Source organism: Blautia sp. HCP3S3_B11 (genome assembly GCF_052064435.1).
Classification (GTDB): Bacteria; Bacillota; Clostridia; order Lachnospirales; family Lachnospiraceae; genus Blautia_A.
Genome location: NZ_JBQHVP010000004.1, coordinates 1 through 24,451, shown reverse-complemented (window position 1 = coordinate 24,451; position 24,451 = coordinate 1). Strand labels below are relative to the sequence as shown.

The window sequence follows — 24,451 nt, the reverse complement described above, 5'->3', positions numbered from 1 at the left end:
GTGATGAATATGAAAGCAATGCATAAAGATTTCTGGATGGAGATACGCAAAAGTAAGGCCAGATTTATTTCTATATTTATGATCGTTGCCCTGGGAGTTGCATTCTTTTCCGGGATACAGGCTTCGTCGCCAGATATGCGCTTCTCAGGCGATGCTTATTATGATGAAACCAATCTTATGGATATCAAAGTAGTGGGAACTCTGGGACTGACGGAGGATGATGTGTCTGCCATCAGGCAAGTGGACGGAGTAGAGAATGCAGAAGGTGCTTATGGAACAGATGTAATGTGTGGAGAAGGCGAGAAGCAGAAGGTACTCCATGTGGAAGCTGTGAATCAAACCATGAACCGGATCTCAGTGACAGAGGGAAAAGTACCGGAAAAAAGCGGAGAGATTTTCCTTGATTGCATTTTTGCTGAGAGCAATGGATATCAGGTGGGAGATCAGATTACCCTGAAACAGGATGGAGACAGCGAACTGCTGAAAAAGACAGATTACACAGTTGTGGGTTTAGGCAAAAGTCCTCTCTACATATCCTATAATCGCGGAAATTCCACTCTGGGTTCCGGTGAGGTTAATGGATTTGCCTATGTGCTTCCTGAGGATTTTGATCAGGAGGTTTATACACAGATCTATGTGCAGGCTCATGGGGCACAGAATCTGATCAGTTATACAGATGCTTATGATTCCCTGATAGAGAGAGCGCAGGAGCAAGTGGAGGGGATTGAGGCAGAACGGTGTCAGGTCAGATATGATGAGATTGTAGAGGAAGCTAATGACAAGCTTGCAGATGCCAGAAAGGAACTGGAAGACGGAAAGAAGGAAGCTGATGAGAAGCTTGCGGATGCCAGACAGGAACTGGAGGACGGCGAAAAGAAGTTAAAAGACGGAAAGAAAGAATATAAGGATGGCAAGAAAAAGCTTGCAGATGCCAGAAAGGAGCTGGAGGACGGAAAAGCCCAGCTTGCAGACGCAAAGAAGGAATTAGAGGATGGCAGATCCCAGCTTGCCAGTGCGAAAGAGCAGCTTGCCAGCGGCAGAGCGCAGATCGCATCTGCAAAGGAACAGTTGAATGCCGGATGGGCAGAGGTTTCCGAGAACCAGGCAAAGCTTGATGAGGGCAAGGCACAGCTGCAGGATGGAAAAAATCAGTTAAGTGCCGGTGAGAAGCAGATTGCAGATGTAAAGGCGCAGCTTACCCAGAGCCAGCAGGAGCTTGACAATGGCAAGGCACAGATCCAGTCCGGCAGAGAGCAGATCGCAGCAACCAGACAGGACTTAAATGCCAAAAAGGAAAGCTGTAATCAGGGACTTGCGCAGATTGAGCAGCAGGAGGCACAGCTTTCCGAAGGAGAGACCCAGTTAGAGAGTGCCAGAAGTCAGCTTGCAGCATTGCAGGCACAGTATGAGCAGGCACAAGCTTCAGGCACATATTCCGAGGAAGACCTGGCAGCTCTGGCAGCACAGGTTTCCACTTATCAGGAGCAGGTGGACAGTCAGGCAGCCCAGCTGGAAGCAGCCAGAAACCAGATCGCAGCAGCAAGAAGTGAACTGGAGAGTGGTTTAAGCCAGGTGGAGAGCGGACTTGCCCAGCTTGATACAAAGGAAGCGGAATTAAACCAGCAGGAGGCCGCACTTCCCGATGCACAGGCAAAGATTGATGCAGGCTGGAAAGAGGTGAAGGCCCAGGAGAAGAAACTGGAACCAGCCAGAAAAGAGATTCAGGAAAAAGAAGCCCAGCTTGAGTCAGCACAGGAACAGATTGATGCTGCAAAAGCAAAATTAAATTCCAGCCAGGCTCAGTTAGAGGAGAAAGAGGCAGAGCTTGCTTCAGGAGAAGCGCAGATCCAGGAGAATGAAGGGAAGCTTGCTTCCGGCGAGAAAGAGATTGCCGACAATGAACAGAAGCTGAAGGATGGCGAGAAGGAAATCTCAGAGAATGAGCAGAAGCTGAAGGATTCCAGAAAGGACATCAAGAAAGCAGAGAAGGATCTGGAAGAAGGTAAAAAGGAATACGAAGACGGCAAGAAGGATGCAGAGAAAGAGATCGCAGATGGTGAGAAGAAGATTCAGGATGCTCAGGATGAGATCGATGATATCAGTATGCCGGAATGGATGGTAACGGACCGCAATGATCTTCCGGAATATTCAGATTATGGGGATAATGCAGACAGAATGAGAAGTATCGGACAGGTTTTCCCTGTTATCTTTTTCCTGGTGGCTGCACTGGTAAGTCTGACTACCATGACACGAATGGTGGAGGAACAGAGAACCCAGATCGGTACAATGAAGGCGCTGGGATACGGAAAGTATGCGATTGCCTCCAAATATCTGCTGTATGCCTTTCTTGCCACAGTGGGAGGCAGTATTCTGGGAATTCTGATCGGAGAGAAGATCCTGCCTTTGGTTATTATTAACGGGTATGGCATTATGTACAAGGGAATGATGAACAATATCCAGATCCGTTATGAATTTAAATTTGCAATGATAGCGGCAGGTGCGGCAACTGTGTGTACCGTCGGAGCCACCATTTTCTCCTGCTACAGGGCACTGGCGGAAACCCCGGCATCATTGATGCGTCCGCCTGCTCCCAAAGAGGGTAAGAGAATCCTGTTGGAACGGATCCCGCTTTTCTGGAAGCATCTGAATTTTACATGGAAATCTACTCTGAGAAACCTTTTCCGATATAAAAAACGTTTCTTTATGACGATTTTCGGTATTTCAGGAAGTATGGCGCTGATGCTGGTAGGCTTTGGACTCAGGGATTCCATTATGGATATTGCCAGACGGCAGTATCAGGAGCTTCAGCATTACACCGGAACGATCATTGATGATGAGGATGCCACAGATAAGGAGAGACAGGAGCTGGATGAGTTTCTGAAGAATGACAGCCAGATCGAGAGATATACCCATGTCCAGTTTACCAAAATGAGTGTTCCCAGAAATAAATCCAATATCAGCGTATATGTGTATGTGCCTGAGAATCTTGAGACCTTTAATAAGGATGTAACTCTTCAGGACAGAAAGACAAAAGAGAAATATAAGCTGACGGATGCAGGTACAGTGATCAGTGAGAAGACGGCAACTCTGACAGGACTGAAAGTCGGGGATACCATGACTATCACAAAGGATGGAAAAAATTATGAGACAAAGATCGCAGCAGTGACAGAGAATTACATGGGACATTATATTTATATGACAGGAAATGTCTATGAACAGACCTTCGGGGAGAAGCCGAACTATTCTGCAACTGTATTCACGGTAAAAGAGGAGTACAAAGAATCAGAATCTGAGGTGGGAAATGAGATCTTGAAGCATCCGGCTGCGTTAAGCATCAGCTATACCAGCAGTCTGGAGGCTCAGCTTCACAGAATGCTGGGGGCATTGGATACGGTGATCATAGTGCTGATCATTTCTGCGGGAATGCTTGCTTTTGTGGTTCTGTACAATCTGAACAATGTCAACATTACGGAGCGCCAGAGAGAACTGGCAACTCTGAAGGTACTGGGATTCTATGATACTGAGGTTTCTGCTTATGTATACAGGGAGAATGTTATCCTTACTTTCATAGGAGTGCTGGCAGGTGCTGTATTCGGAATCTTTTTGCACAGGTATATTATCCGTACTGTGGAAGTGGATGCGGTTATGTTTGGAAGAAATATTAATCCTGTCAGTTTCCTGTACTGCGGACTGCTGACAATTGGATTCTCCATGATCGTAAATCTGTTTATGCATCAGAAATTAAAGAAGATTGACATGGTAGAATCCCTGAAAAGTGTGGAATAAACGGCAGGTGAAACATCTGCAGATGTAAGCTGGAGCCTTGGAATGTACATGTCCGGTTTCTTCCCATGTATGATGTTTGGTATTCCTGGTGCAGCTCTGGCAATGATCCAGTGTGCAAAGGACAATAAGAAAAAAGTTGCTATTGGTCTGGTAGCTTCCGCAGCACTTTGTGCATTTATCTGCGGTGTTACAGAGCCGTTCGAATTTGGTTTCATGTTCCTGGCTCCTGGACTTTATGTTATTTATGCATTATTATATGGTATCTTTACATTTGTCACAGTATTATTGGGATTCCGTGCAGGCTTCTCATTCTCAGCAGGTGCAACAGACCTTCTGTTCTCCGCATCTCTGCCTGCAGCACAGAAAACATGGCTGATCATTCCTCTGGGAATCGCAGCATTTATCGTATTCTATGTAGTATTCAGATTTGCAATCCTTAAATTTGATCTGAAGACTCCTGGAAGAGAAGATGATGATATGGACGAAACAACTGTAAAACTTGCAAACGATAACTTTACAGAAGTTGCAAAAATTATCTTAGAAGGTGTTGGCGGAAAAGGAAACGTTGCATCTATCGATAACTGCATTACAAGACTTCGTCTGGAAATCAAAGACTATACAGCTGTTGATGAAAAGAAAATCAAATCAGCCGGTGTTGCCGGTGTGATCAGACCTGGTAAAAATTCTGTTCAGGTTGTAATCGGTACGAAAGTTCAGTTCGTAGCAGATGAGTTTAAAAAGCTCTGTAAATAATATAGCAGATAAAATCCCTTTTTACAAAAAAGACCGCATTCATTGCGGCCTTTTTTCAATGGAAAAATACTCTGTGATTTTATGTTTTTGATCAAATTGATTATTGTATTCCAGAATGTGATGTTTATTCATCAGCTTCTGAAATTTCTCTGGTAAATTGTTCTGGGAATACCAGGTACCGTCTGTATTACATACGGCACCGATTCCAATGATCGGAAGCTTGTCTTTCGTCCTGTTCCACTGTTTCTGATTTCCAGTATGGCTATTTTATATTATTTTGCTTTAATTTTCAATACCTTTGAATAAGAACTGTATGCTTTGACATAGCTGTTGGTATCCTTTACATAACTGCGGATACGGAAGTAGTAGGTTTTACCCTTTTTCAGGGATTTCAGGGTATAGCTTCCATTGGAATCTCCGGATAACTTCAGGCGTTTATAGGCACCCTTGGCACTGGTTTTGTACTCGATCACATATCTGGAATATCCATTTTTGTAGTTGGTAGGATAACCGGTCCATTTTAACTGGATTCTGCCTTTGGATAAAGCAGTAGCCTTCAGACCGGTTACCTTTACAGAAGTTGCCACCGTGCAGGCGATTTGGTCTTTTCCACCGGAAAGCATACAAAAAGCACAAATACAGGAAAAAAGTATTGTTAAACATTGACAGAACAACAAAAAGGTTGTATCATACAGAGAGACATTAGTCCTCATTACAAGGACAGGGGATAAATATATGAAAAATGGCGAAAAAAAGATACTGTCGGAGAAGGTTGCAGATATGCTGCGGGCAAAAATCATAAACGGCGAGCTGCAGGCAGACAGCAGGATTATTGAGAGTGATGTTGCAAAATGTATGGAGGTCAGCAGGGGACCGGTGCGGGAGGCATTGAAAATTCTGGAATTTGAAGGTCTGGTGACCTACGAATCCAATAAGGGTTGCCGCGTGACGAATCTGTCTATGGAGGATGCCTATGAGGTATTCTTTCTGCGGGGCAATCTGGAAATCATGGCTCTTCGCCAGGCGGGGGGAAGGCTGCCGGATACCAGCCTTTTAACCATGAGAAGCTATCTGGAGGGGATGGAGCGCGCCCAGAAGGATAAGAATCTTCTGCAGATGGTGCAGATGGATGAGCTGTTTCACAGAGAAATCGTCAGCGCGGGGAATATGAAGCGTCTGGTACGGATGTGGGAGAGCTTAAGCCCGTTAAACGGCGCCATGTTTTTGAAGGTCAATGATACCTTTGAGTTGCGTGAGGGAGAGACTGCGGAGGAAATCTTCGGCAATTACCGGCGCGGGGATAATTATGAGGCTCATAAGCTTCTGCTGGAGAAGCTCAGCGGCATTGATTTGGAGAGCGCAGTGCTGTGCCTGAGAAATCACTATGTACAGACCGGAGAGCGGATATATAAAATCGAATCGAGAAGGAGACTTCTGAAGAAGACACTTTAAAAAAAAGGACACGGTCACTTAAAAAAAGCGGCGGTGTCCTTTTTAAGTTAAATGCGGAAGATCAATATCCTGCGGTGTTAAAAGTCCTTAAGCACCCGGCAGATATATGCCATGTCCTCGGCGGTATATCTCTGGTCGCAGGGGATGGAGATCACATGGTCATAAATATAGGCACAGTCCGTATGTCCTTCCAGATTGATATAGGGACCCACCGGCCAGTAGGAGGTGGCGTGGATGCCGTTTTGGCTCAGGTATTCCTTAAATTTTCCGCGGTCTGCGGCGTAGAGGGTGAAGTGGCTTGGTACGGTGGCATCGTCCAGGTAAGGGAATACAATGGTGTAGGCATCGGATTTCGGACAGTGCTCCAGCATATAGCGATAGTTCTCCCGGCGCTGCCTTTTGAGAGCGTCAAAATCATAATATTCGATAATGTCCACTGATTCGGAATCGGAGCCGTGGATATCGTAAACCTTACGCAGAAGCAGCTCGGCATCCCAGAGAAGTCTGGAGGCGTCCTCGGATACGGAGGCAGCCACAGTGTCCGGATGACGGAAGGCATCGGTCTTTACCGCCAGGCCCTGACGGCGCATGTTCAGATGGACCTCGTGGGGAGGAAGAATCAACGGAGTGAAGCTGCCGGTTTTCTTGATGGCAAAGCCGCCGCAGGAAACGCCCAGCCACTTGCGCATGCTTCCCACAACGTAGGTGCATCCCTCGTAAATGCCGTCCGCGGAGAAAATAGAGTGGGTGGTGTCCTCGATGATACAGATACCGCGCTCCTCACATTTCTTCAGAAATTCCCGGTCATAGCCGGAAAAGCCGTAATAACCGCAGATGGATATCAGATGAATCTTATCCAGCACCGATTCATCGAAAACCGGTATCATATCTTTGGTGAAATCATAGAAAATAAGCTCATAGCCTGCCTTGACGAAGGGGTCAATGACAGTTTCGCAGGTATAAAGGGGGACATACGCTACCGGATGGGGCTGTTGTTTTTTGAAATCCTCCAGTGCCAGATAGTTGGCACAGCGTCCGGACATCAGAAAACGCAGATCGCCTTCCGGCGGACAGAGCCCATCAAGATAGTGATTTTTGTTGTCTGGTTCTTCAATGTAAGGAAAATATCCGCCAATTTCTCTCATAAATGCCTCCTGTGCAATTTGTTCAAAATGTGTATTTCTAGTAATCACATTATAGCACAAATATGCCAAAGTGTAAACGAGATTGTTGACAATGTAATTAAAATGAAAATAATTACATAAAAGATTGACAAAATTCGGATATGTTACTATAATAAGGTAAAGCAATGGCGCAGATAGGGTGAATGTGCCGTTTTTTTTTTAGGAAAATGTATTCCAGGGCAGGACATATGTGTTTTGCCATTGGAACATTTTCACAAGAATTTACAAGAGGAGGAACAAAAGATGTACAAATATATCTTGAAGAGACTATTGATGATGATCCCAGTGCTTCTGGGTGTTACATTCATCGTATTTTTCATCCTGAATTTGTCACCGGGTGATCCGGCTGCAATGATTCTCGGAGATCAGGCATCTGCGGAAGCCCTGGAGATGAAGAGAGAAGAGCTGGGACTCAATGATCCGCTGGTTGTCCGTTACGGCAGATACGTTGTCAACATGGTACAGGGAGACCTGGGAACATCCTATAAGAATGACTTAAGTGTATGGGATCAGGTTATGGAGCGTTTCCCAAATACGGCAGTACTGGCGGTGGCCGGTATTCTGGTGGCCCTGATAATCGGTATCCCCGCAGGCATCATTTCGGCGAAGAAGCAGTATTCCGTTGTGGATAATGTGTCGATGGTGCTCTCGCTGATCGGTGTTTCCATGCCGAACTTCTGGTTTGGTCTTCTGGTGGTTATTGTCTTTGCTCTGAATCTTGGCTGGCTGCCTTCTCAGGGTATGGGAGAGGGTGGAGTCGAGCTGCTTAAGAGCCTGGTGCTTCCGGCACTGACCCTTGGAACCGGCTGTGCGGCAACCATTACCCGTATGACCCGTTCGTCCATGCTGGAGGTTATTCATCAGGATTACATAGATACGGCGAAAGCAAAAGGTGTATCCGAGCGTACCATCACCTTCCGTCATATGCTCAAAAACGCTCTGATTCCCATCGTTACGGCAGTCGGTCTGCAGTTTGGTACACTGCTTGGCGGCGCCATGCTGACGGAGACCGTATTCTCCTGGCCAGGACTGGGACGACTGATGGTCGATTCCATTAAGTCAAAGGATATTCCGATGGTTCTCGGCTCGGTTGTTTTCATGGCGGTCATGTTCTCCATCGTCAACCTGACGATAGATATCATATACGCCTTCGTAGACCCGAGAATCAAATCACTGTATAAGAAGAAATAAGGAGGAGTATCCAGATGAGTAAAGCAAAAAAAGTCCAGCCATCCTCCCAACAGCGTACTTTATGGCAGGAGACCTGGAGACGTTTTAAGAAAAACAAGCTGGCGGTTGCGGGAATGATTTTCCTGATGGCACTGGTTGTCATTGCCATTGCCACCATTATCATTGATGCGGTGAATCCGTCTATTTATGAGACTTATGTTATTAAGCAGAACCTAAGAGAGCGTCTTGCACCGCCGAGTGCGGCGCATATTTTCGGACAGGATGAGTTCGGAAGAGATATGCTGATGCGTATTCTCTGGGCGATTCGCTCCTCTTTGTTTATGGGAGCTCTATCCATTGCACTCTCCTGTATCGTCGGAGGTCTGCTCGGAGCCATTGCCGGCTATTACGGCGGCAAATTAGATAACGTTATCATGCGTATCATGGACGTTTTTCTGGCAATTCCTTCCATGCTGCTGGCTATCGCCATCGTAGCGGCTTTCGGAACCAGTCTGGTGAACGTGCTGCTGGCCATCGGTATTTCCTATGTGCCGACTTTTGCCAGAACCGTCCGCGCGCCGATTCTCACCGTTAAGGGACAGGAATATATTGAAGCGGCAAAGGCTGTGGGTGCCAGTGATTTCCGTATTATTTTCAAATACATCCTTCCGAACTCCATGGCGCCGATTATAGTACAGGTAACCCTTGGCGTGGCAGGTGCGATTCTTTCCATCGCCGGTCTGTCATTCCTGGGACTTGGTATTCAGCCGCCGACACCGGAGTGGGGCGCGATGCTTTCCGGAGCAAGAAGCTATATCCGAAGCTCCTGGCACATCACCGTTATTCCGGGACTTGCAATTATGCTGACCATCCTTGCACTGAATGTCATGGGTGACGGTCTGCGTGATGCATTAGACCCGAGACTGAAGAATTAATCGGAAAGGTGGAAGAAGACATGTCAGATATTTTATTAGATGTAAAAGACCTGGTCATTCATTATGAGACCGATGACGGTCTGGTACAGGCATTAAACGGTGTCAGCCTGCAGATTCATACAGGCAAGACACTGGGACTGGTGGGAGAGACCGGCGCAGGCAAGACCACCCTTGCAAAGGGTATTATGCAGCTGGTGCCCAATCCTCCGGGAAAAATCAAGGGCGGAGAGGTTTTCTATGACGGAGAGGATCTGCTGAAAAAAAGTGTTCAGGAGATGCGCGAGGTCAGAGGAAAACAGATTTCCATGATTTTCCAGGATCCAATGACATCCCTGAATCCGGTTATGACCGTTCGAGACCAGATTATGGAGGTTATTTTGCAGCATAATAAGCTTTCCAAGGAAGAGGCTGTCAAAAAAGCGGATGAGATGCTGGAGCTGGTCGGTATCCCCGCAGCCCGCGGCAGAGAATATCCCCATCAGTTTTCCGGCGGTATGAAGCAGCGTGTAATCATCGCCATTGCTCTTGCATGCCAGCCGAAGCTTCTGATTGCCGATGAGCCGACCACAGCGCTGGATGTTACCATTCAGGCACAGGTACTGGATCTGATTCAGAATCTGAAAAAGAGAGATAATACCTCTATGTTGCTGATTACCCATGACCTGGGTGTTGTGGCACAGACCTGTGATTATGTGGCGATTATGTATGCCGGGGAAATCGTGGAATACGGTACACTCCGCGAGGTTTACAAGGATATCCGCCATCCCTACACCAAGGGACTGATGGCATCCATCCCGAACCTGGTAGAGCAGGTAGAGCGTCTCCAGGCCATCGATGGACTGATGCCGGACCCGACCAATCTGGCCAAGGGCTGTAAGTTTGCAGACCGCTGTAAATATGCAACCGCTGCCTGTATGGAGAAGGTGCCTGAGATGAAGTCTGTGGGCGGAGAGCACATGGTACGCTGCATTTTGCCGGAAGCCACGGAAGTAAAGGAGCATTGATATGGAAAATCAGAACAAAGAACTGCTGAAGGTGGAACACCTGAAGAAATATTTTAATACTCCCGGAGGTGTCCTTCACGCGGTGGACGATGTATCCTTCAGTATCCGCGCGGGAGAGACATTAGGCGTGGTTGGAGAGTCCGGCTGCGGAAAATCCACCATGGGAAGAGCCATATTAAGACTGCATGAGCCGACCTCCGGTAAAGTATATTTTGATGGAAATGACATTCTTTCCTATGATAAGAATAAGATGAAGGAATTAAGAAGGGAAATGCAGATTATCTTTCAGGATCCCTTCGCATCCCTGAACCCGAGAATGACTGTCAGCGAGGCGATTATGGAGCCCCTGCTGATTCAGAAGATTTACGACAAGAAGGATAAGGAAGGACTTCAGAAAAGAGTCCATGAGCTGATGAATCTGGTGGGTCTGGCAGAGCGTCTGACCAACTCCTACCCCCATGAGCTGGACGGCGGAAGAAGACAGCGTATCGGAATTGCCCGTGCACTGGCATTGAAGCCCAAATTCATCGTATGCGATGAGCCGGTTTCCGCTCTGGACGTGTCCATTCAGGCACAGATTCTGAACCTGATGCAGGATTTGCAGGATGAGCTGGATCTGACCTATATGTTCATTACCCATGACCTATCGGTTGTAAAGCATTTTTCTAACCAGATTATGGTTATGTACCTGGGACAGATGGTGGAGATGGCACCCACAGAGATGCTCTTTAAGAATCCGGTACATCCCTACACAAAAGCACTTTTGTCAGCGATTCCCATTCCGGACCCGGATTATCCGATGGAACGAATTATGATGAAGGGTGAGATTACTTCCCCTATTGACCCGGAGCCGGGATGCCGTTTTGCAAAGCGCTGTCCTTATGCGACGGAGGTGTGCGGCAGTCCGGATATCCATCTGACAGAGGTGGAGCCGGGACATTTCGTATCCTGTATGCGAATCGGGGAGTTTGATAAATAAGTACACGAAAGTCAGAAAAATGGCTTTTATGTAAATAAAGAATGAAAAGGAGAGAGCTATGAAAAATCATGTGAGAAAAGCACTGGCGCTGTTACTGGCTGCTACTATGGCAGTTTCTATGACAGCATGCGGCGGCGGAAAAAAGGATGATGGCGCTGCAAAACCAAAGGAAGACGCTGTGGCAACAACGGAAGAAAGCACACAGGAGAGCGCAGGCGGCTACAAAGACACGATTGTCTGGGGACAGGGCGCTGACGTAACCTCCATGGACCCGCATCAGGGAAAAGAAACACCGGCAGTTCAGGTAACAAACAATATTTTTGATACTCTGACCATCGTTAACCCTGAGACCAATGAGGTTGAGCCGCAGATTGCAGAATCCTGGGAGCAGACCGATGATAAGACCTACGTATTCAAGATCAGACAGGGAATCAAGTTCCATGACGGTTCTGACCTGACAGCAGAGGACGTTAAATTCTCTCTGGAAAGAGCCATCAACTCTGCCGCAGTTTCTTACGTAGTCGACTTTATTGATACGGTAGAAGTAAATGATGACTACACTGTAACCGTAACAACCGATGCTCCATACGCACCGACTCTTAGAAACCTGGCAGTACCGTTTGCCGCCATCGTTCCGAAGGCAGTTGTGGAAGCTGACGAAGAAGGCTTCAAGACCCATCCGGTTGGTTCCGGCCCATACAAATTTGTTGAGTGGAAACAGGGTGACTCTGTGAAGTTGGAAGCATTTGACGATTACTATGCAGGCGCTCCGGCAACAAAGTACCTGCAGATGAAGGTTATCCCGGAAGCAGCTCAGAGAACCATCGCTCTGGAAACAGGCGAAATCGACCTGGCTTATGATATCATTGCAAATGACAAAGACAAAGTTGCAGACAATGCAGACTTACAGCTTCTGGAAGCTCCGTCACTGTCCTGCTATTATGTTACCATGAACATGAAACAGAAACCTTTTGATGATATCCGTGTTCGTGAAGCAATCAACCTGGCAATCGACCGTCAGTTACTGGTAGATACCATCATCAACGGTGCAGGTCAGGTGGCAGATGCTATCATCGCACCGGCAGTATTCGGCTACAGCAGCCCGGGAGCATACGAATATGATCCTGAAAAAGCAAAAGAGCTTCTTGCAGAGGCCGGCTATGCAGACGGATTTGACACAAGCATCTGTGTAAACGACAACCAGGAACGTACAGAGGCATGTCAGGCAATCCAGGCTATGCTTGCAGAGGTTGGAATTAACTGTGAAGTAGAGGTTATGGAATTCGGAAGCTTCATCGACAAGACATCTGCCGGAGACTTTGACATGGGATTCATGGGATGGGTAACATCTACCATCGATGCTGACTATACCTATTACTCTCTGGAGCACTCCTCTCAGCAGGGAGCTGCAGGAAACCGTTCCTTCCTTGCAGATCCGGATGTTGACAAATTAGTTGAGGAAGGACGTTCCAATACAGATTCTGCAGCCAGAGAAAAGATCTACGCAGATCTGGCAGTAAAATTAAAAGAAATCAACAACAACGCTCCTCTTTACTACAGCAGTATCTTAGTAGGCGCAAGCAACAAGGTAGAGAACTTCGTGGTCGACCCAATCGGATACCACAAGCTGGATCAGGTTAAAGTTGCCGAATAATTGAATTAAGAAATGAGTGGGGGTGTCTTATTTTAGGACATCCTCATTTAAAAAGTAAATAATTGCTTGGCAGAGTGCCAAACGATTATGAAATAAAAAAGCAAAGACAAAGGAGAACAAAGACATGAGATTAGCGAATATTACATGGCCAAGAGCACAGAAATATTTTGAAGAAAACGATATGGTGATCGTATCCATCGGAAGTATTGAATGCCACGGAAGACATATGCCGCTGGGAACCGATACCCTGATTCCGGACCGTCTTCTTGAATTAATTGAAGAGAAAAGTGACGTTCTGATTGCTCCGACAATTCCATACGGCGCCTGCGAGTGCCTGGAGCCATATCCGGGAACCATTAACCTGGGAACCGAGCTGTTATATAACCTGCTGTACAAGGTTGTTGAGAATCTTTACAACCATGGCGCACGCAAAATCCTGGTATTAAACGGCCACGGCGGAAACATTAAGACCATCGAGCGTGTGGGCCTGGATTTTGAGAAAAAGGGCGCATTGGTGGTTATGCTGAACTGGTGGCTGATGGCCTGGGATATGAAACCGGAATGGAAGGGCGGCCATGGCGGCGCAGAAGAGACAGCCGGCATCATGGGCGTGAATCCTGACCTGATTGATTACAGCGAGCTCACAGAGGAGCCTCTGAAATTAAAGGACTTAAATGAAAATCTGGTGGCTACGGGCTTCCGTACCGTGAAATTCAAAGGTGTTGAAGTGGAAGTGCTTCGCAGCACACCAAACGTAACCGACAATGGCTGGATCGGACCAGACCATCCGAAGAAAGCAACCGTTGAATGGGGACAGGAAATGCTGCAGACCTGTGCGGATTATATTGTGGATTTTGCAGAAGAATTCAAGAAAGTAGATTTAGAAAAGGTAATTCATAATAACGTATTAGGAAAATAAGAGAGGCTCGATGAAAATGGATAAGAGACAGAATCTGGAATTGATTGCGGATATTTCCAATGCCAACGGCGCACCGGGATTTGAGGATGATGTGGTGGCGCAGATCCGCAGACATGCAGAAGGACTGGGAGAACTCAGAGAAGACAGTCTTCGCAATTTTTATATTTACCGCAAAGAAAACAAAGGAAACCGTCCGGTGGTACAGCTGGACGGACACAGTGATGAGGTTGCTTTCATGGTACAGGCAATCCGTCCTGACGGAAACCTCCGCATTATCCCCCTGGGCGGCTGGGTGACCAGCAATGTACCTGCCCATAAGGTATGGGTAAGAAATGCGCTGGGCGAGTACATTCCCGGCATCGTTGCCAGCAAGCCTCCTCACTATATGACGGAGGCAGAGCGCAAGGCTCCGCTGGTATTCGAAAACATTACGGTAGATGTGGGCGCAGTGTCTAAGGAAGAAGCGGAAAATGAGTTCCATATCCGTATCGGCGAGCCGGTTGTGCCGGATGTAACCTTTACCTACGATGAAAAGCATGATTTGATGGTGGGAAAAAGCTTCGACTGCCGTCTCGGCTGCGCCTCCATTGTCAGCACTCTGCGTGAGCTGCAGGGAGAAGAGCTGGCTGTGGATGTGGTCGGTGCATGCTGTTCTCAGGAAGAGGTCGGCACCCGCGGTTCTCAAGTAACCTGTCGTACCGTGAATCCGGACATCGCCATTGTGTTTGAGGGCTGTCCTGCAGACGATACCTGTGTGGAAGCCTACATGGTTCAGACGGCCATCAAAAAAGGACCGATGCTTCGCCACGTGGATGCCCGCATGATCACCAATCCGCGGTATCAGCGCTATGCACTGGCGCTTGCCGGGGAACTTGGCATTCCGGTACAGGATGCGGTTCGCTCCGGCGGAAGCACCAACGGCGCCAACATTCACCTGTCAGGCAAGGGCGTTCCCACCATCGTTATCGGTGTTCCGGTTCGTTATGCACACACCCACTACGGAATTTCTGCCTACGCAGATTACGAAAACGGTGTGAAGCTGGCTGTGGAAATTATTAAGAGATTAAATGCCGATGTGATTGGAAGCTTCTAAGTGAAGTAATCAGATTGTGTGAGAGGAAAAGCAGCAAAGCAAGGACTGAAATGGGCGCAGGAAACTTTGTCAATCATGTACTTCCGTGGAATTGGTACAGATAATATTTGTGAAATCCCCGCAAACATTCTTGACAAAAGAGCCTTTTTTCATTATAGTAGAATCCAGAAAAAGGCTGTGAAAAAGAGGAGTAGGCGGTAATGCCCCACAGAGAGGGAAGCTTATAAGCTGGAAGGTTTCCCGGGAACAGAAGCGCTGAAGGTAGCTTTGGAGCCGGGAGGCTGAAGTGAGTGGTATGATAATACTGAGATTCATATACGCGCATGGTAGGCTTTCACGTATCCCGCGTTAAGGGAATGAGAGACAAACTAAGGTGGTACCGCGATTTATATCGCCCTTTGCACGTATAATGCGTGTAAAGGGCGTTTTTTAATCGAATAAGCTTATAGAGCCGTGGGCTGCTTTACAGCGGAGTGATTCGCAGATACTTTTATTACAGATATAGAATATCAGGAGGACATTATGAGCAAAGAACTTGCAAAAACCTACGATCCTAAGGGAATCGAAGAGCGTCTTTACACAAAATGGATGGACAATGGATATTTCCATGCAAAAGTAAACCCGGACAAGAAACCGTTTACTATTGTTATGCCGCCGCCAAACGTAACCGGTCAGCTTCATATGGGACATGCGCTGGATGAAACTATGCAGGATATCCTGATCCGTTTCAAGAGAATGCAAGGCTATGAAGCATTATGGCAGCCGGGAACTGACCATGCAGCAATTGCTACAGAGGTTAAGGTTATCGACAAGCTGAAAAAAGAAGGTATCGACAAACACGATATCGGCCGTGAGGAATTCTTAAAACATGCATGGGCATGGAAGGAGGAGTACGGCGGAAAGATCATCAATCAGTTGAAGAAACTGGGTGCTTCTGCAGACTGGGAGAGAGAACGCTTCACAATGGATGAGGGATGTTCCAAGGCAGTACAGGAAGTATTTATCAAATTATATGAAAAAGGCTATATCTACAAAGGTTCCAGAATTATCAACTGGTGTCCTGTATGCCAGACTTCCATCTCTGATGCAGAGGTTGAGCATGAGGATCAGGATGGATTCTTCTGGCACATCAATTACCCGATCGTAGGGGAAGAGGGACGTTTCGTAGAGATCGCAACTACACGTCCGGAAACCCTGTTGGGTGATACTGCTGTTGCCGTAAATCCGGAAGATGAGCGCTACAAGGATCTCATCGGCAAGATGCTGAAGCTTCCTCTCACAGACAGAGAGATTCCGGTGATCGCTGATGAATATGTAGACAAAGAATTCGGAACAGGATGTGTAAAGATCACACCTGCTCATGACCCTAACGACTTTGAGGTTGGACGCCGTCACAATCTGGAAGAGATCAACATTATGAATGACGATGCGACCATCAACGAGCTTGGTGGAAAATACGCTGGTATGGACCGTTACGAAGCACGTAAGGCAATGGTAGCAGATCTGGAAGAACTTGGACTTCTGGTAAAAGTAGTTCCTCACAACCACAGCGTTGGAACTCATGACCGCTGCGGCACAACGGTAGAGCCTATGATCAAGCCACAGTGGTTTGTAAAGATGGACGAGATGGCAAAGGCTGCAATCAAAGCTCTGGATGACGGAGATCTGAAATTCGTTCCGTCCCGTTTTGACAAGACGTATCTTCACTGGCTTGAGAATATCCGCGACTGGTGTATTTCCAGACAGTTATGGTGGGGACACAGAATTCCGGCTTATTACTGTGATGAGTGCGGTGAAGTAGTAGTTGCAAGAGAAATGCCTGAGAAATGCCCGAAATGCGGATGTACACATCTTCATCAGGATGAGGATACACTGGATACCTGGTTCAGTTCTGCATTATGGCCATTCTCCACACTTGGCTGGCCGGAGAAAACACCGGAACTGGAATATTTCTATCCGACAGATGTACTTGTTACAGGATATGACATTATCTTCTTCTGGGTTATCCGTATGGTATTCTCTGCTCTGGAGCAGACTGATCAGGTTCCGTTCCATCATGTACTGATCCATGGTCTGGTACGTGACTCCCAGGGACGTAAGATGAGTAAGTCTCTTGGAAACGGTATAGATCCTCTGGAGGTTATTGATAAATACGGCGCAGATGCTCTTCGTCTTACTCTGATGACAGGTAATGCACCTGGAAATGATATGCGTTTCTACTGGGAAAAGGTAGAAGCAAGCCGTAACTTCGCAAACAAGATCTGGAATGCTTCCCGTTTCATCATGATGAACCTGGAAGGCAAGACAGTGACAGAGCCGGAGAACTTAAATGATCTCTGTGCAGAGGATAAATGGATTCTGTCTCACTTAAATACAGTGATCCGCGAAGCTACAGAGAACATGGAAAAATATGAACTTGGTATTGCAGTACAGAAGGTTTATGACTTCCTGTGGGATGAACTCTGCGACTGGTATATTGAGATGGCTAAGGTTCGTCTGTGGAAGGCAGAGGAAGATCCGAAGGCTGCAAATGATGCACTCTGGACATTAAGAACAGCTCTGACAGAAGGTCTGAAGCTTCTTCATCCGTATATGCCGTTTATCACAGAGGAAATCTACTGCACACTTCTTCCTGAAGAAGAGTCTATTATGATCTCCGAATGGCCTGTATACAGAGAAGAGAGAAACTTCCCGGATGCTGAGAAAGCAATCGAGGGCTTCAAAGAGGTTGTAAGAGGTATCCGTAATACCAGAACAGAGATGAATGTTCCTAATAACCGCAAGACAAGCCTGCATATTGTGGCAAAGGATGCTGAAACAGCAGCAATGTATGAGAACAGCAAGAAATCCTTTGTAAATCTTGCATTTGCAAAAGAGATTCTGGTACAGACAGACAAGAACGGAATCAGTGAAGATGCAGTTTCAGTAGTTGTTTCCAATGCGGTTGTATATATGCCGTTGGAAGACCTGATCGACAAAGATAAAGAGATTGAACGTCTTACAAAAGAAACAGAACGTCTCACAAAAGAGATCGCAAGATGTGAAGGTATGCTGAATAATCCGAACTTCGTAAACAAGGCACCTGCTGCCAAGGTGGATGCGGAGAAAGACAAACTTGCGAAATATAAAGAAATGATGGATAAGGTTAAAGGACAGTTAGAGCAGCTTAAGAAATAAGGGAGTGTTTAGATGAAATTGTATAAGATTTGTAACAAAATCTCCCTTTTACTCCATGTACTTGCCAGCGCAGCGGGATATTTTGTTATGGAGGCAATCTGCCGTCACTCGTTTATAGAAGCCTGGAATTATATGACTGAGAAACCGCTGGTTTTTGCGTATAATGCAGCTTTCATTTTCACTTCGTCACTGATTGTTTATCTGTTTCACAGGAGAGTATTCTGGAGAGTACTGGTTACGTTGTTCTGGCTGATACTGGCCATTATCAACGGTGTTCTTCTGCTGAACCGTGTTACACCTTTTACCGGGCCGGATCTGCATCTGATAACAGATGCATTAAAGATTGCCAATAAATACCTGCCTGCTGCAGGTGTTGTGGCAGTCTGCATCCTGTTTGGGATTCTTGTCATCTTACTGTTGATTCTGCTTATTAAAGGACCGAAGTATCAGAACAAAATTAAATACCGCTATAATATTCCTCTGATTCTGCTGGCAGTTGCTCTTTTTGTAGGAAGTACACAGCTGGCGTTAGAGAAGAGGGTGCTTTCCAATTACTTTGGAAATATTGCTTTTGCATATGAGGATTATGGATATCCTTACTGTCTGACAACTACGATTTTTAATACGGGAATCAGTTGTCCGAGAGATTATTCTGAGAAAGAAATCAAAAGAATTGAGAAGACGGAAAAGAATCTCCCGGAAACGCAGGAAGAAAAGCGTCCGAATATTCTGTTTTTGCAGTTGGAATCATTCTTTGATCCTACGCTGGTTAATTACCTGAATATTTCAGAAGACCCGATTCCGACATTCCGTAAGCTGATGGAGGAATATTCTTCAGGATATTATAAGGTTCCCTCTGTCGGTGCAGGTACTGCCAATACAGAGTTTGAATCCATTACAGGAATGAGTATGCATTATTTCGGACCCGGGGAATATCCTTATAAGAGTATTCTGAGAGAGACTACCTGTGAGAGTGCACCTTACGTACTGAAGAATCTGGGTTATACCACTCATGCGGTTCATAATAATGAAGCAAACTTCTATGGAAGAAGATCTATTTTCCCGAATCTCGGATTTGATACTTTTACTTCCGAAGAGTACATGGCAAGAGAGAATGAGAAGAATCCAAATGGCTGGGTAAAGGATGAGGTTCTGACAGATGAAATCCTGAAATGTCTGGATTCCACTGAGGGACCGGATTATGTATATACTATTTCCGTACAGGGACATGGTGCATATCCGGATGAGCAGATTCTGGAGGATCCTGAGATCACAGTTTCCGGTGCACCGACTGAGGAAGAGAACAATAAATGGGAATATTACGTAAATGAGATCCATGAGATGGATAATTTTGTCAAAGAGCTGACAGACAAGCTTGCAGATTATCCTGAGGACGTTGTTCTGGTTATGTATGGTGACCATCTTCCGACCATGGGACTGACTGTCGAGGATCTGGATAATAAGTATCTGTTCCAGACAGAATATGTCATGTGGGATAATTTTGGACTTCAGAAGAAGAATGAAAACTTGGCTGCCTACCAGATGGCCGCAGAAGTCATGGACCGTGTGGGAATCCATGAGGGAACGATTTTCCGTTATCATCAGGCAAGAAGAAATACCAAGAATTATCAGGTGGATCTGGAAACCTTACAGTATGACCTGCTGTACGGAGAACGTTATTCTTACGGAGGTGAGAGTCCTTATCTTCGCACCAGAATGCGTATGGGAATCTATGATGTGACACTGGATTCTATTCAGCGTATTTCGGAGACAGATCATACATATTACATCAAGGGAACGGAATTTACACCGTCGAGTGAAGTGAAACTGAACGGAGAATGGTACGATACGGTTTATGTCAATCCGACTACGCTGATGATTACGGGTACAGAGCTGAATGATTTTGACAGGCTGGCGGTAATCCAGCGAAGTAACAGTTCGACAAGAAAACCATTAAGTAAGAGTTATGACCGTTCCTGCTATGCGCTTTATTCAGAGAATAAATGGAAATTAAATAACAATACCGATACGGAATAACAGCGAAACCAGATTTTGTCGGATAAAATATTACGATTGGTACTGGACATCTTCCACCACTATTATATAATGTTAGAGTAACTAGAAAAGTTACGGGATTATCCCGGCGGGTCCCAAGTTCAAAAGTCTTATCGTGCAGGCACGAACGACTTTTTGAACTTGGGAGCCTGGATACCTCAAATACATTATAGATAAGTGGTGGAATTTTTTATGAATTACGAAGAAGCAGTTGCTTATATTGATGAAACTCCGAAATTTACAAAGAAGAACAGTCTGGATCACACGAAAGAATGTTTAAGAAGACTTGGAAATCCACAGGATAAATTTAAAGTTATCCATGTGGCGGGAACAAATGGAAAAGGAAGTACCTGCGCATTCCTGACATCTATTCTCAGGGAAGCGGGTTACTCCTGTGGATTGTTTACTTCTCCTCATCTGGTTGAGATCAATGAGAGATTCCAGATCAATGAAGTAAATATTGACAATGATACATTTCTGAAAGCTTTTGAGAAAGTAAAAGCACTTGCAGATGAACTGGTTGCAGAGGGAAGCTATCATCCGACTTATTTTGAAATGCTGTTTCTGATGGGAATGGTGATTTTTGCAGAGGCAGGAGTGGATTATGTAACTCTGGAAACAGGCCTTGGCGGCAGAATGGATGCAACGACTGCGGTGGAGAATCCGGTTGCCTGTGTCATTACTTCTATCAGTCTAGATCATATGCAGTATCTGGGTGACACAGTTGCCAAGATCGCAGGAGAGAAGGCGGGAATTATTGTTTCTGGTGTTCCGGTAATCTATGATGGAAATGATCCGGATGCAGCGCAAGTGATTTCTGCAAAGGCGAAAGAAATGGGAAGTCCGGCTTATGAGGTAAAGAGAACAGATACGGAAATTATCAGAAATACTTCGGCAGGCATTGATTTTTCATTCCGAAATGAGTATTATGGGGATACAGTTTTCTCAATTCCGTTTATTGCGAAATATCAGGTAATGAACAGTGTGCTTGCCCTGAAGACGATAGAAGTTTTGCGGGGTGTGATTCCTGTGTCTGTGGATAAGATTCATGAGGGAATAGCCAGAACACGCTGGCAGGGAAGAATGGAAACAGTACTTCCTGGCGTGATCGTGGACGGTGCGCATAATGAAGATGGAGTAGAGAAATTTGTGGAAACAGCGGAACATTTCCAGAAAGAATGTCCGTTGACGTTACTTTTCTCAGCGGTAGATGATAAAGACTATACGGATATGATACATACGATCTGCAGCAGAATCACTTTCCGCCATGTGGTGGTGACTTCTGTAGGCGGATACCGTGAAGTTCCGGCAGAGAGATTTGCAAAACTTTTTACGGAGGCAGGAACTGCATCAGTGGAAGCTGTGGAGGATATTAACCAGGCGTTTTCCAAAGCTTTAGAAGCAAAGGGAGAAGATGGCATGCTTTTCTGCGTGGGTTCACTGTATCTTGTTGGTGAGATTAAAGACATTATCAGGAGAAATAAGAAATGATAGACTATGAAGAGGAACTGAAGAAATTTGAACCATGTCTGGACGTGGCAGATGCGGAGGGCGCAATCTATGACAGAGAACTGACAGATATTCTGGATGTTCTTCAGGAGGTTCTCCGGGAAGCGAAGAGCGGAAGACGGGTAAAATAAGGAGAAACACATGAATTGTATGAATTGCGGTGCGTTCCTGATAGACAAGGATCTGGATTACTGTCCGAAATGTGGATGTAATGTACTGATTCAGAAGAAGGTAGATTATCTTTCCAGAAAGTGCTATAACGAGGGTCTGGAGAAAGCCAGTGTCCGCGATCTTTCAGGGGCAATCAGCTGTCTGAAGCAGAGCCTCATGTATAATAAGCATAATATTCAGGCAAGAAATCTTCTTGGACTGGTGTATTTTGAGACAGGAGAAGTTGTGGCTGCACTCAGTGAATGGGTAATCAGCAAGAATCTGCAGCCGTCCAGAAATCTGGCATCGGAATATATTGATAAATTGCAGGCGAATTCCAATAAACTTGAAGCAATCAATGAGACGATCAGAAAATATAATGATGCGTTGAATCTTTGCCGGGAAGGTCATGAGGATATGGCGGCTATCAGGCTGAAGAAGATTCTTACACAGAATCCAAAGCTGATAAAGGGCTATCACCTTCTTGCACTGGTGCAGATCAAAGAGGGAGAATATAACAAGGCAAGGCGGACTTTAAGGAAAGCTGCGAAGATTGATAAAACAAATACAACGACGCTTCGATTTTTAAGTGAGATTGATGAACAGACCGGTGTATCAACACGTCTGGACCGCCAGAATAAAAGAAGTAAAAAACAGGTGGACAGCAGTGAGAGTGATATGGTAATCCGCACGCCGCAGTATAAAGAGAAATCGAGCGTGTCTCTGTTCTTTACTCTGATTGCCGGATTTGCGGCAGGCTTACTGGCGTTTTATCTTCTGGCTGTTCCTGCGATACGTCAGGGAATATACAGAGAAGCGAATCAGCAGATCGTGAAATATAGTGATGCGGTGTCGAGTCAGGGAGCAGAGCTGACGAAAGCGCAGAGTCAGGCGCAGGAGTCCGGGGATACTGTAGAGGCGGCATCAAAGCAGATTGAAGAAGAGAAGAAAAAGAGCAGCAGTTATGAAGCTCTGATCGAGGCATATGCGGCGTTACAGCAGCAGAATATGGATGAAGCGGCGCTTAAGATTCAGAATGTCTATGCGGATCTGCTGTCAGCGGATCTGAAGGGAATTTATAATACTATCTGTAACAGTACGGGAACGACTGGAATCGAAGAAACTACGGATGGCACATCAGCAGATGGAACTGACAGTACAGATGTTAATGACAATGGAGATAGTGTAGATACATCAGGGGATTCTTCTTCGGATGTGACAGATGAAGGAAGCTATGATATGAGTTCTTATGACAGTGGAAATTATGATGACACTTCCTATGATGACAGCTCTTATGATAGCGGAAGTTATGACGACGGTTCCGATGATGGAAGTTATGATAGTGAAAACTATGATGAAAGTTCCTATGACGATGCAGGTTACTGATAATATCAAGTTAGGGACAAAAGATATTTTGACCCTGATATCATAATATGGAAAGATACAAAAGAGATGCATGTAATATATGCATCTCTTTTGTGTTATAGAGAGGAGAAGTTTTATGGAAAACAGATTTGAAATACAGGGAAACTGTCTGATTATTCATTTGCCAAAAGAAGTGGATCATATGGTAACAGATGAGATCCGCAGAGATTCTGATGAGATTATCAGAAAAAAATATATCCGGACAATTACTTTTGATTTTTCTGGAACGACATTTATGGACAGTTCGGGTATCGGACTGCTCATGGGAAGATACCGGATGATGGGAATGAGGGGTGACTGCATACAGGCGACAGGGGTGAATTCTTATATTGAGAAGCTTTTGCATTTGTCCGGAGTATATAAGTTTGTGGAAATATGTTAATGGGTACTTAGATGAGGGGGGAGGCAGATATTATGGAAAATACCAATGAAATGAAGATCGTATTTGACAGCAGGCCTGAAAATGAGGGACTTGCAAGAGTAGCTGTGGCAGCTTTCTGTACTCAGTTAAACCCTACTTTGGAAGAGGTGTCAGATCTGAAAACTGCGGTATCAGAAGCTGTTACAAATTGTATTATTCATGCCTATGAAGGAAAAGTGCAGAAAATAGAAGTCCGGTGCAGAATGCAGGGGCGGATCATATGGGTTGATGTAATTGATAAAGGAATAGGGATAGAAGATATTTCGAAAGCCATGGAACCGATGTTTACTACCAAGCCGGAGAAGGACAGGTCCGGGATGGGATTTACCTTTATGGAAGCATTTATGGACGAGGTGAATGTGGAATCACAGGTGGGGGATGGAACAACGGTTCATATGAAAAAAACAATCGGGAGGTAATAATGGATCATACTCTTGCTTTGATCATAAAATCGCAACAGGGAGATAAAAAGGCAAGAGATACAGTGTTTGAAGAAAATACAGGATTGATATACAGTGTGGCGAAAAGATTTGTCGGGCGCGGGGTGGAAATGGAAGATCTTATTCAGATAGGAAGTATTGGCCTGCTTAAGGCAGTAGACCATTTTAATGCTTCATTTGAAGTGAAATTTTCAACTTATGCAGTACCGATGATCGCAGGTGAGATTAAGAGATATCTTCGGGATGATGGAATATTAAAAGTAAGCAGGAGCCTGAAAGAAAATTGTGTCAAGATTTATAGCGCAAGGGAAAAACTGGAAAAAGAACTGGGGAGAGAACCGGTAA

Annotated in this window: 19 protein-coding genes, 1 pseudogene and 1 other annotated feature; of the genes and pseudogenes, 18 read left to right on the top strand and 2 right to left on the bottom strand. The window is 45.6% G+C overall.

The features are described from left to right. Positions 1–9: 9 nt before the first annotated feature. Positions 10–3,786: an FtsX-like permease family protein gene (locus ACTNC0_RS03800; protein ID WP_441086388.1), complete on the top strand. Its 3,777-nt coding sequence runs from the start codon at positions 10–12 to the stop codon at positions 3,784–3,786. 3 nt (positions 3,787–3,789) lie between these two features. Beyond that, a pseudogene (locus ACTNC0_RS03795) lies at positions 3,790–4,539 on the top strand (glucose PTS transporter subunit EIIB); the annotation flags it as partial. A 272-nt stretch (positions 4,540–4,811) separates the two neighbouring features. On the opposite strand, the gene ACTNC0_RS03790 reads toward ACTNC0_RS03795, so the two are convergent. Beyond that, complete coding sequence (locus tag ACTNC0_RS03790; protein ID WP_055057287.1) at positions 4,812–5,162, bottom strand: fibronectin type III domain-containing protein; 351 nt, start codon at positions 5,160–5,162, stop codon at positions 4,812–4,814. A gap of 112 nt (positions 5,163–5,274) precedes the next feature. Between ACTNC0_RS03790 and ACTNC0_RS03785 the strand changes: the two genes are divergently transcribed. Continuing rightward, positions 5,275–5,991 carry a GntR family transcriptional regulator gene (locus tag ACTNC0_RS03785; RefSeq protein WP_055057288.1) on the top strand — a complete coding sequence of 239 codons (717 nt, stop codon included), beginning with the start codon at positions 5,275–5,277 and terminating at the stop codon, positions 5,989–5,991. A 77-nt stretch (positions 5,992–6,068) separates the two neighbouring features. On the opposite strand, the gene ACTNC0_RS03780 is transcribed toward ACTNC0_RS03785, so the two are convergent. Next, positions 6,069–7,136 carry a hypothetical protein gene (locus tag ACTNC0_RS03780; RefSeq protein WP_055057289.1) on the bottom strand — a complete coding sequence of 356 codons (1,068 nt, stop codon included), beginning with the start codon at positions 7,134–7,136 and terminating at the stop codon, positions 6,069–6,071. Positions 7,137–7,418: 282 nt separating this feature from the next. Here ACTNC0_RS03780 and nikB point away from each other — a divergent pair, with 282 nt between their 5' ends. From nikB to ACTNC0_RS03705, 15 genes are all read left to right on the top strand, one after another. Further along, positions 7,419–8,366 (top strand): nickel ABC transporter permease, encoded by a 948-nt coding sequence (nikB, locus tag ACTNC0_RS03775; protein ID WP_055057290.1) that lies wholly within the window; start codon positions 7,419–7,421, stop codon positions 8,364–8,366. A gap of 14 nt (positions 8,367–8,380) precedes the next feature. After that, complete coding sequence (locus ACTNC0_RS03770) at positions 8,381–9,280, top strand: ABC transporter permease (RefSeq protein WP_055057291.1); 900 nt, start codon at positions 8,381–8,383, stop codon at positions 9,278–9,280. A gap of 20 nt (positions 9,281–9,300) precedes the next feature. After that, on the top strand, positions 9,301–10,284 hold the full coding sequence (locus tag ACTNC0_RS03765; RefSeq protein WP_055057292.1) for an ABC transporter ATP-binding protein: 984 nt from the start codon (positions 9,301–9,303) through the stop codon (positions 10,282–10,284). A gap of 1 nt (position 10,285) precedes the next feature. Beyond that, positions 10,286–11,263: an ABC transporter ATP-binding protein gene (locus tag ACTNC0_RS03760; RefSeq protein ID WP_186994514.1), complete on the top strand. Its 978-nt coding sequence runs from the start codon at positions 10,286–10,288 to the stop codon at positions 11,261–11,263. A 58-nt stretch (positions 11,264–11,321) separates the two neighbouring features. Beyond that, positions 11,322–12,917, top strand: a complete 1,596-nt coding sequence (locus ACTNC0_RS03755; protein WP_441086387.1) for an ABC transporter substrate-binding protein — start codon at positions 11,322–11,324, stop codon at positions 12,915–12,917. Positions 12,918–13,041: 124 nt separating this feature from the next. Further along, positions 13,042–13,836, top strand: coding sequence for a creatininase family protein (locus ACTNC0_RS03750; RefSeq protein WP_055057295.1), 795 nt, complete (start codon positions 13,042–13,044; stop codon positions 13,834–13,836). Positions 13,837–13,852: 16 nt separating this feature from the next. Continuing rightward, complete coding sequence (locus ACTNC0_RS03745; RefSeq protein ID WP_118572133.1) at positions 13,853–14,929, top strand: M42 family metallopeptidase; 1,077 nt, start codon at positions 13,853–13,855, stop codon at positions 14,927–14,929. A 168-nt stretch (positions 14,930–15,097) separates the two neighbouring features. Beyond that, positions 15,098–15,331 (top strand) — a binding site (T-box leader). Between the two features lie 120 nt (positions 15,332–15,451). Continuing rightward, positions 15,452–18,106 (top strand): valine--tRNA ligase, encoded by a 2,655-nt coding sequence (locus ACTNC0_RS03740; RefSeq protein WP_025579947.1) that lies wholly within the window; start codon positions 15,452–15,454, stop codon positions 18,104–18,106. 12 nt (positions 18,107–18,118) lie between these two features. Then, positions 18,119–20,143 carry an LTA synthase family protein gene (locus ACTNC0_RS03735; RefSeq protein WP_441086386.1) on the top strand — a complete coding sequence of 675 codons (2,025 nt, stop codon included), beginning with the start codon at positions 18,119–18,121 and terminating at the stop codon, positions 20,141–20,143. A 210-nt stretch (positions 20,144–20,353) separates the two neighbouring features. After that, the gene (locus ACTNC0_RS03730; RefSeq protein WP_441086385.1) at positions 20,354–21,652 is read left to right on the top strand and encodes a bifunctional folylpolyglutamate synthase/dihydrofolate synthase; all 1,299 of its coding nucleotides are present in this window, start codon (positions 20,354–20,356) and stop codon (positions 21,650–21,652) included. After that, a complete protein-coding gene (locus ACTNC0_RS03725) occupies positions 21,649–21,801 on the top strand; it encodes a hypothetical protein (protein WP_181977667.1) in 153 nt (50 codons plus the stop codon). Before ACTNC0_RS03730 ends, ACTNC0_RS03725 begins: the two co-directional genes overlap by 4 nt. Before the next feature lie 10 nt (positions 21,802–21,811). Then, on the top strand, positions 21,812–23,206 hold the full coding sequence (locus ACTNC0_RS03720; protein ID WP_441086384.1) for a tetratricopeptide repeat protein: 1,395 nt from the start codon (positions 21,812–21,814) through the stop codon (positions 23,204–23,206). Positions 23,207–23,321: 115 nt separating this feature from the next. Then, a complete protein-coding gene (locus tag ACTNC0_RS03715) occupies positions 23,322–23,627 on the top strand; it encodes an anti-sigma factor antagonist (RefSeq protein ID WP_117675281.1) in 306 nt (101 codons plus the stop codon). 32 nt (positions 23,628–23,659) lie between these two features. After that, positions 23,660–24,085 (top strand): anti-sigma F factor, encoded by a 426-nt coding sequence (spoIIAB, locus tag ACTNC0_RS03710; protein WP_441086383.1) that lies wholly within the window; start codon positions 23,660–23,662, stop codon positions 24,083–24,085. 2 nt (positions 24,086–24,087) lie between these two features. Then, on the top strand, positions 24,088–24,451 hold a 364-nt coding region (locus ACTNC0_RS03705; RefSeq protein ID WP_441086382.1), incomplete at its 3' end, for a sigma-70 family RNA polymerase sigma factor.

Coding starts and splice junctions, on each gene's coding strand:
- ACTNC0_RS03800 (WP_441086388.1), top strand. CDS start 10: ATGAAAGCAATGCATAAAGATTTCTGGATGGAGATACGCAAAAGTAAG.
- ACTNC0_RS03790 (WP_055057287.1), bottom strand. CDS start 5,162: ATGCTTTCCGGTGGAAAAGACCAAATCGCCTGCACGGTGGCAACTTCT.
- ACTNC0_RS03785 (WP_055057288.1), top strand. CDS start 5,275: ATGAAAAATGGCGAAAAAAAGATACTGTCGGAGAAGGTTGCAGATATG.
- ACTNC0_RS03780 (WP_055057289.1), bottom strand. CDS start 7,136: ATGAGAGAAATTGGCGGATATTTTCCTTACATTGAAGAACCAGACAAC.
- nikB (WP_055057290.1), top strand. CDS start 7,419: ATGTACAAATATATCTTGAAGAGACTATTGATGATGATCCCAGTGCTT.
- ACTNC0_RS03770 (WP_055057291.1), top strand. CDS start 8,381: ATGAGTAAAGCAAAAAAAGTCCAGCCATCCTCCCAACAGCGTACTTTA.
- ACTNC0_RS03765 (WP_055057292.1), top strand. CDS start 9,301: ATGTCAGATATTTTATTAGATGTAAAAGACCTGGTCATTCATTATGAG.
- ACTNC0_RS03760 (WP_186994514.1), top strand. CDS start 10,286: ATGGAAAATCAGAACAAAGAACTGCTGAAGGTGGAACACCTGAAGAAA.
- ACTNC0_RS03755 (WP_441086387.1), top strand. CDS start 11,322: ATGAAAAATCATGTGAGAAAAGCACTGGCGCTGTTACTGGCTGCTACT.
- ACTNC0_RS03750 (WP_055057295.1), top strand. CDS start 13,042: ATGAGATTAGCGAATATTACATGGCCAAGAGCACAGAAATATTTTGAA.
- ACTNC0_RS03745 (WP_118572133.1), top strand. CDS start 13,853: ATGGATAAGAGACAGAATCTGGAATTGATTGCGGATATTTCCAATGCC.
- ACTNC0_RS03740 (WP_025579947.1), top strand. CDS start 15,452: ATGAGCAAAGAACTTGCAAAAACCTACGATCCTAAGGGAATCGAAGAG.
- ACTNC0_RS03735 (WP_441086386.1), top strand. CDS start 18,119: ATGAAATTGTATAAGATTTGTAACAAAATCTCCCTTTTACTCCATGTA.
- ACTNC0_RS03730 (WP_441086385.1), top strand. CDS start 20,354: ATGAATTACGAAGAAGCAGTTGCTTATATTGATGAAACTCCGAAATTT.
- ACTNC0_RS03725 (WP_181977667.1), top strand. CDS start 21,649: ATGATAGACTATGAAGAGGAACTGAAGAAATTTGAACCATGTCTGGAC.
- ACTNC0_RS03720 (WP_441086384.1), top strand. CDS start 21,812: ATGAATTGTATGAATTGCGGTGCGTTCCTGATAGACAAGGATCTGGAT.
- ACTNC0_RS03715 (WP_117675281.1), top strand. CDS start 23,322: ATGGAAAACAGATTTGAAATACAGGGAAACTGTCTGATTATTCATTTG.
- spoIIAB (WP_441086383.1), top strand. CDS start 23,660: ATGGAAAATACCAATGAAATGAAGATCGTATTTGACAGCAGGCCTGAA.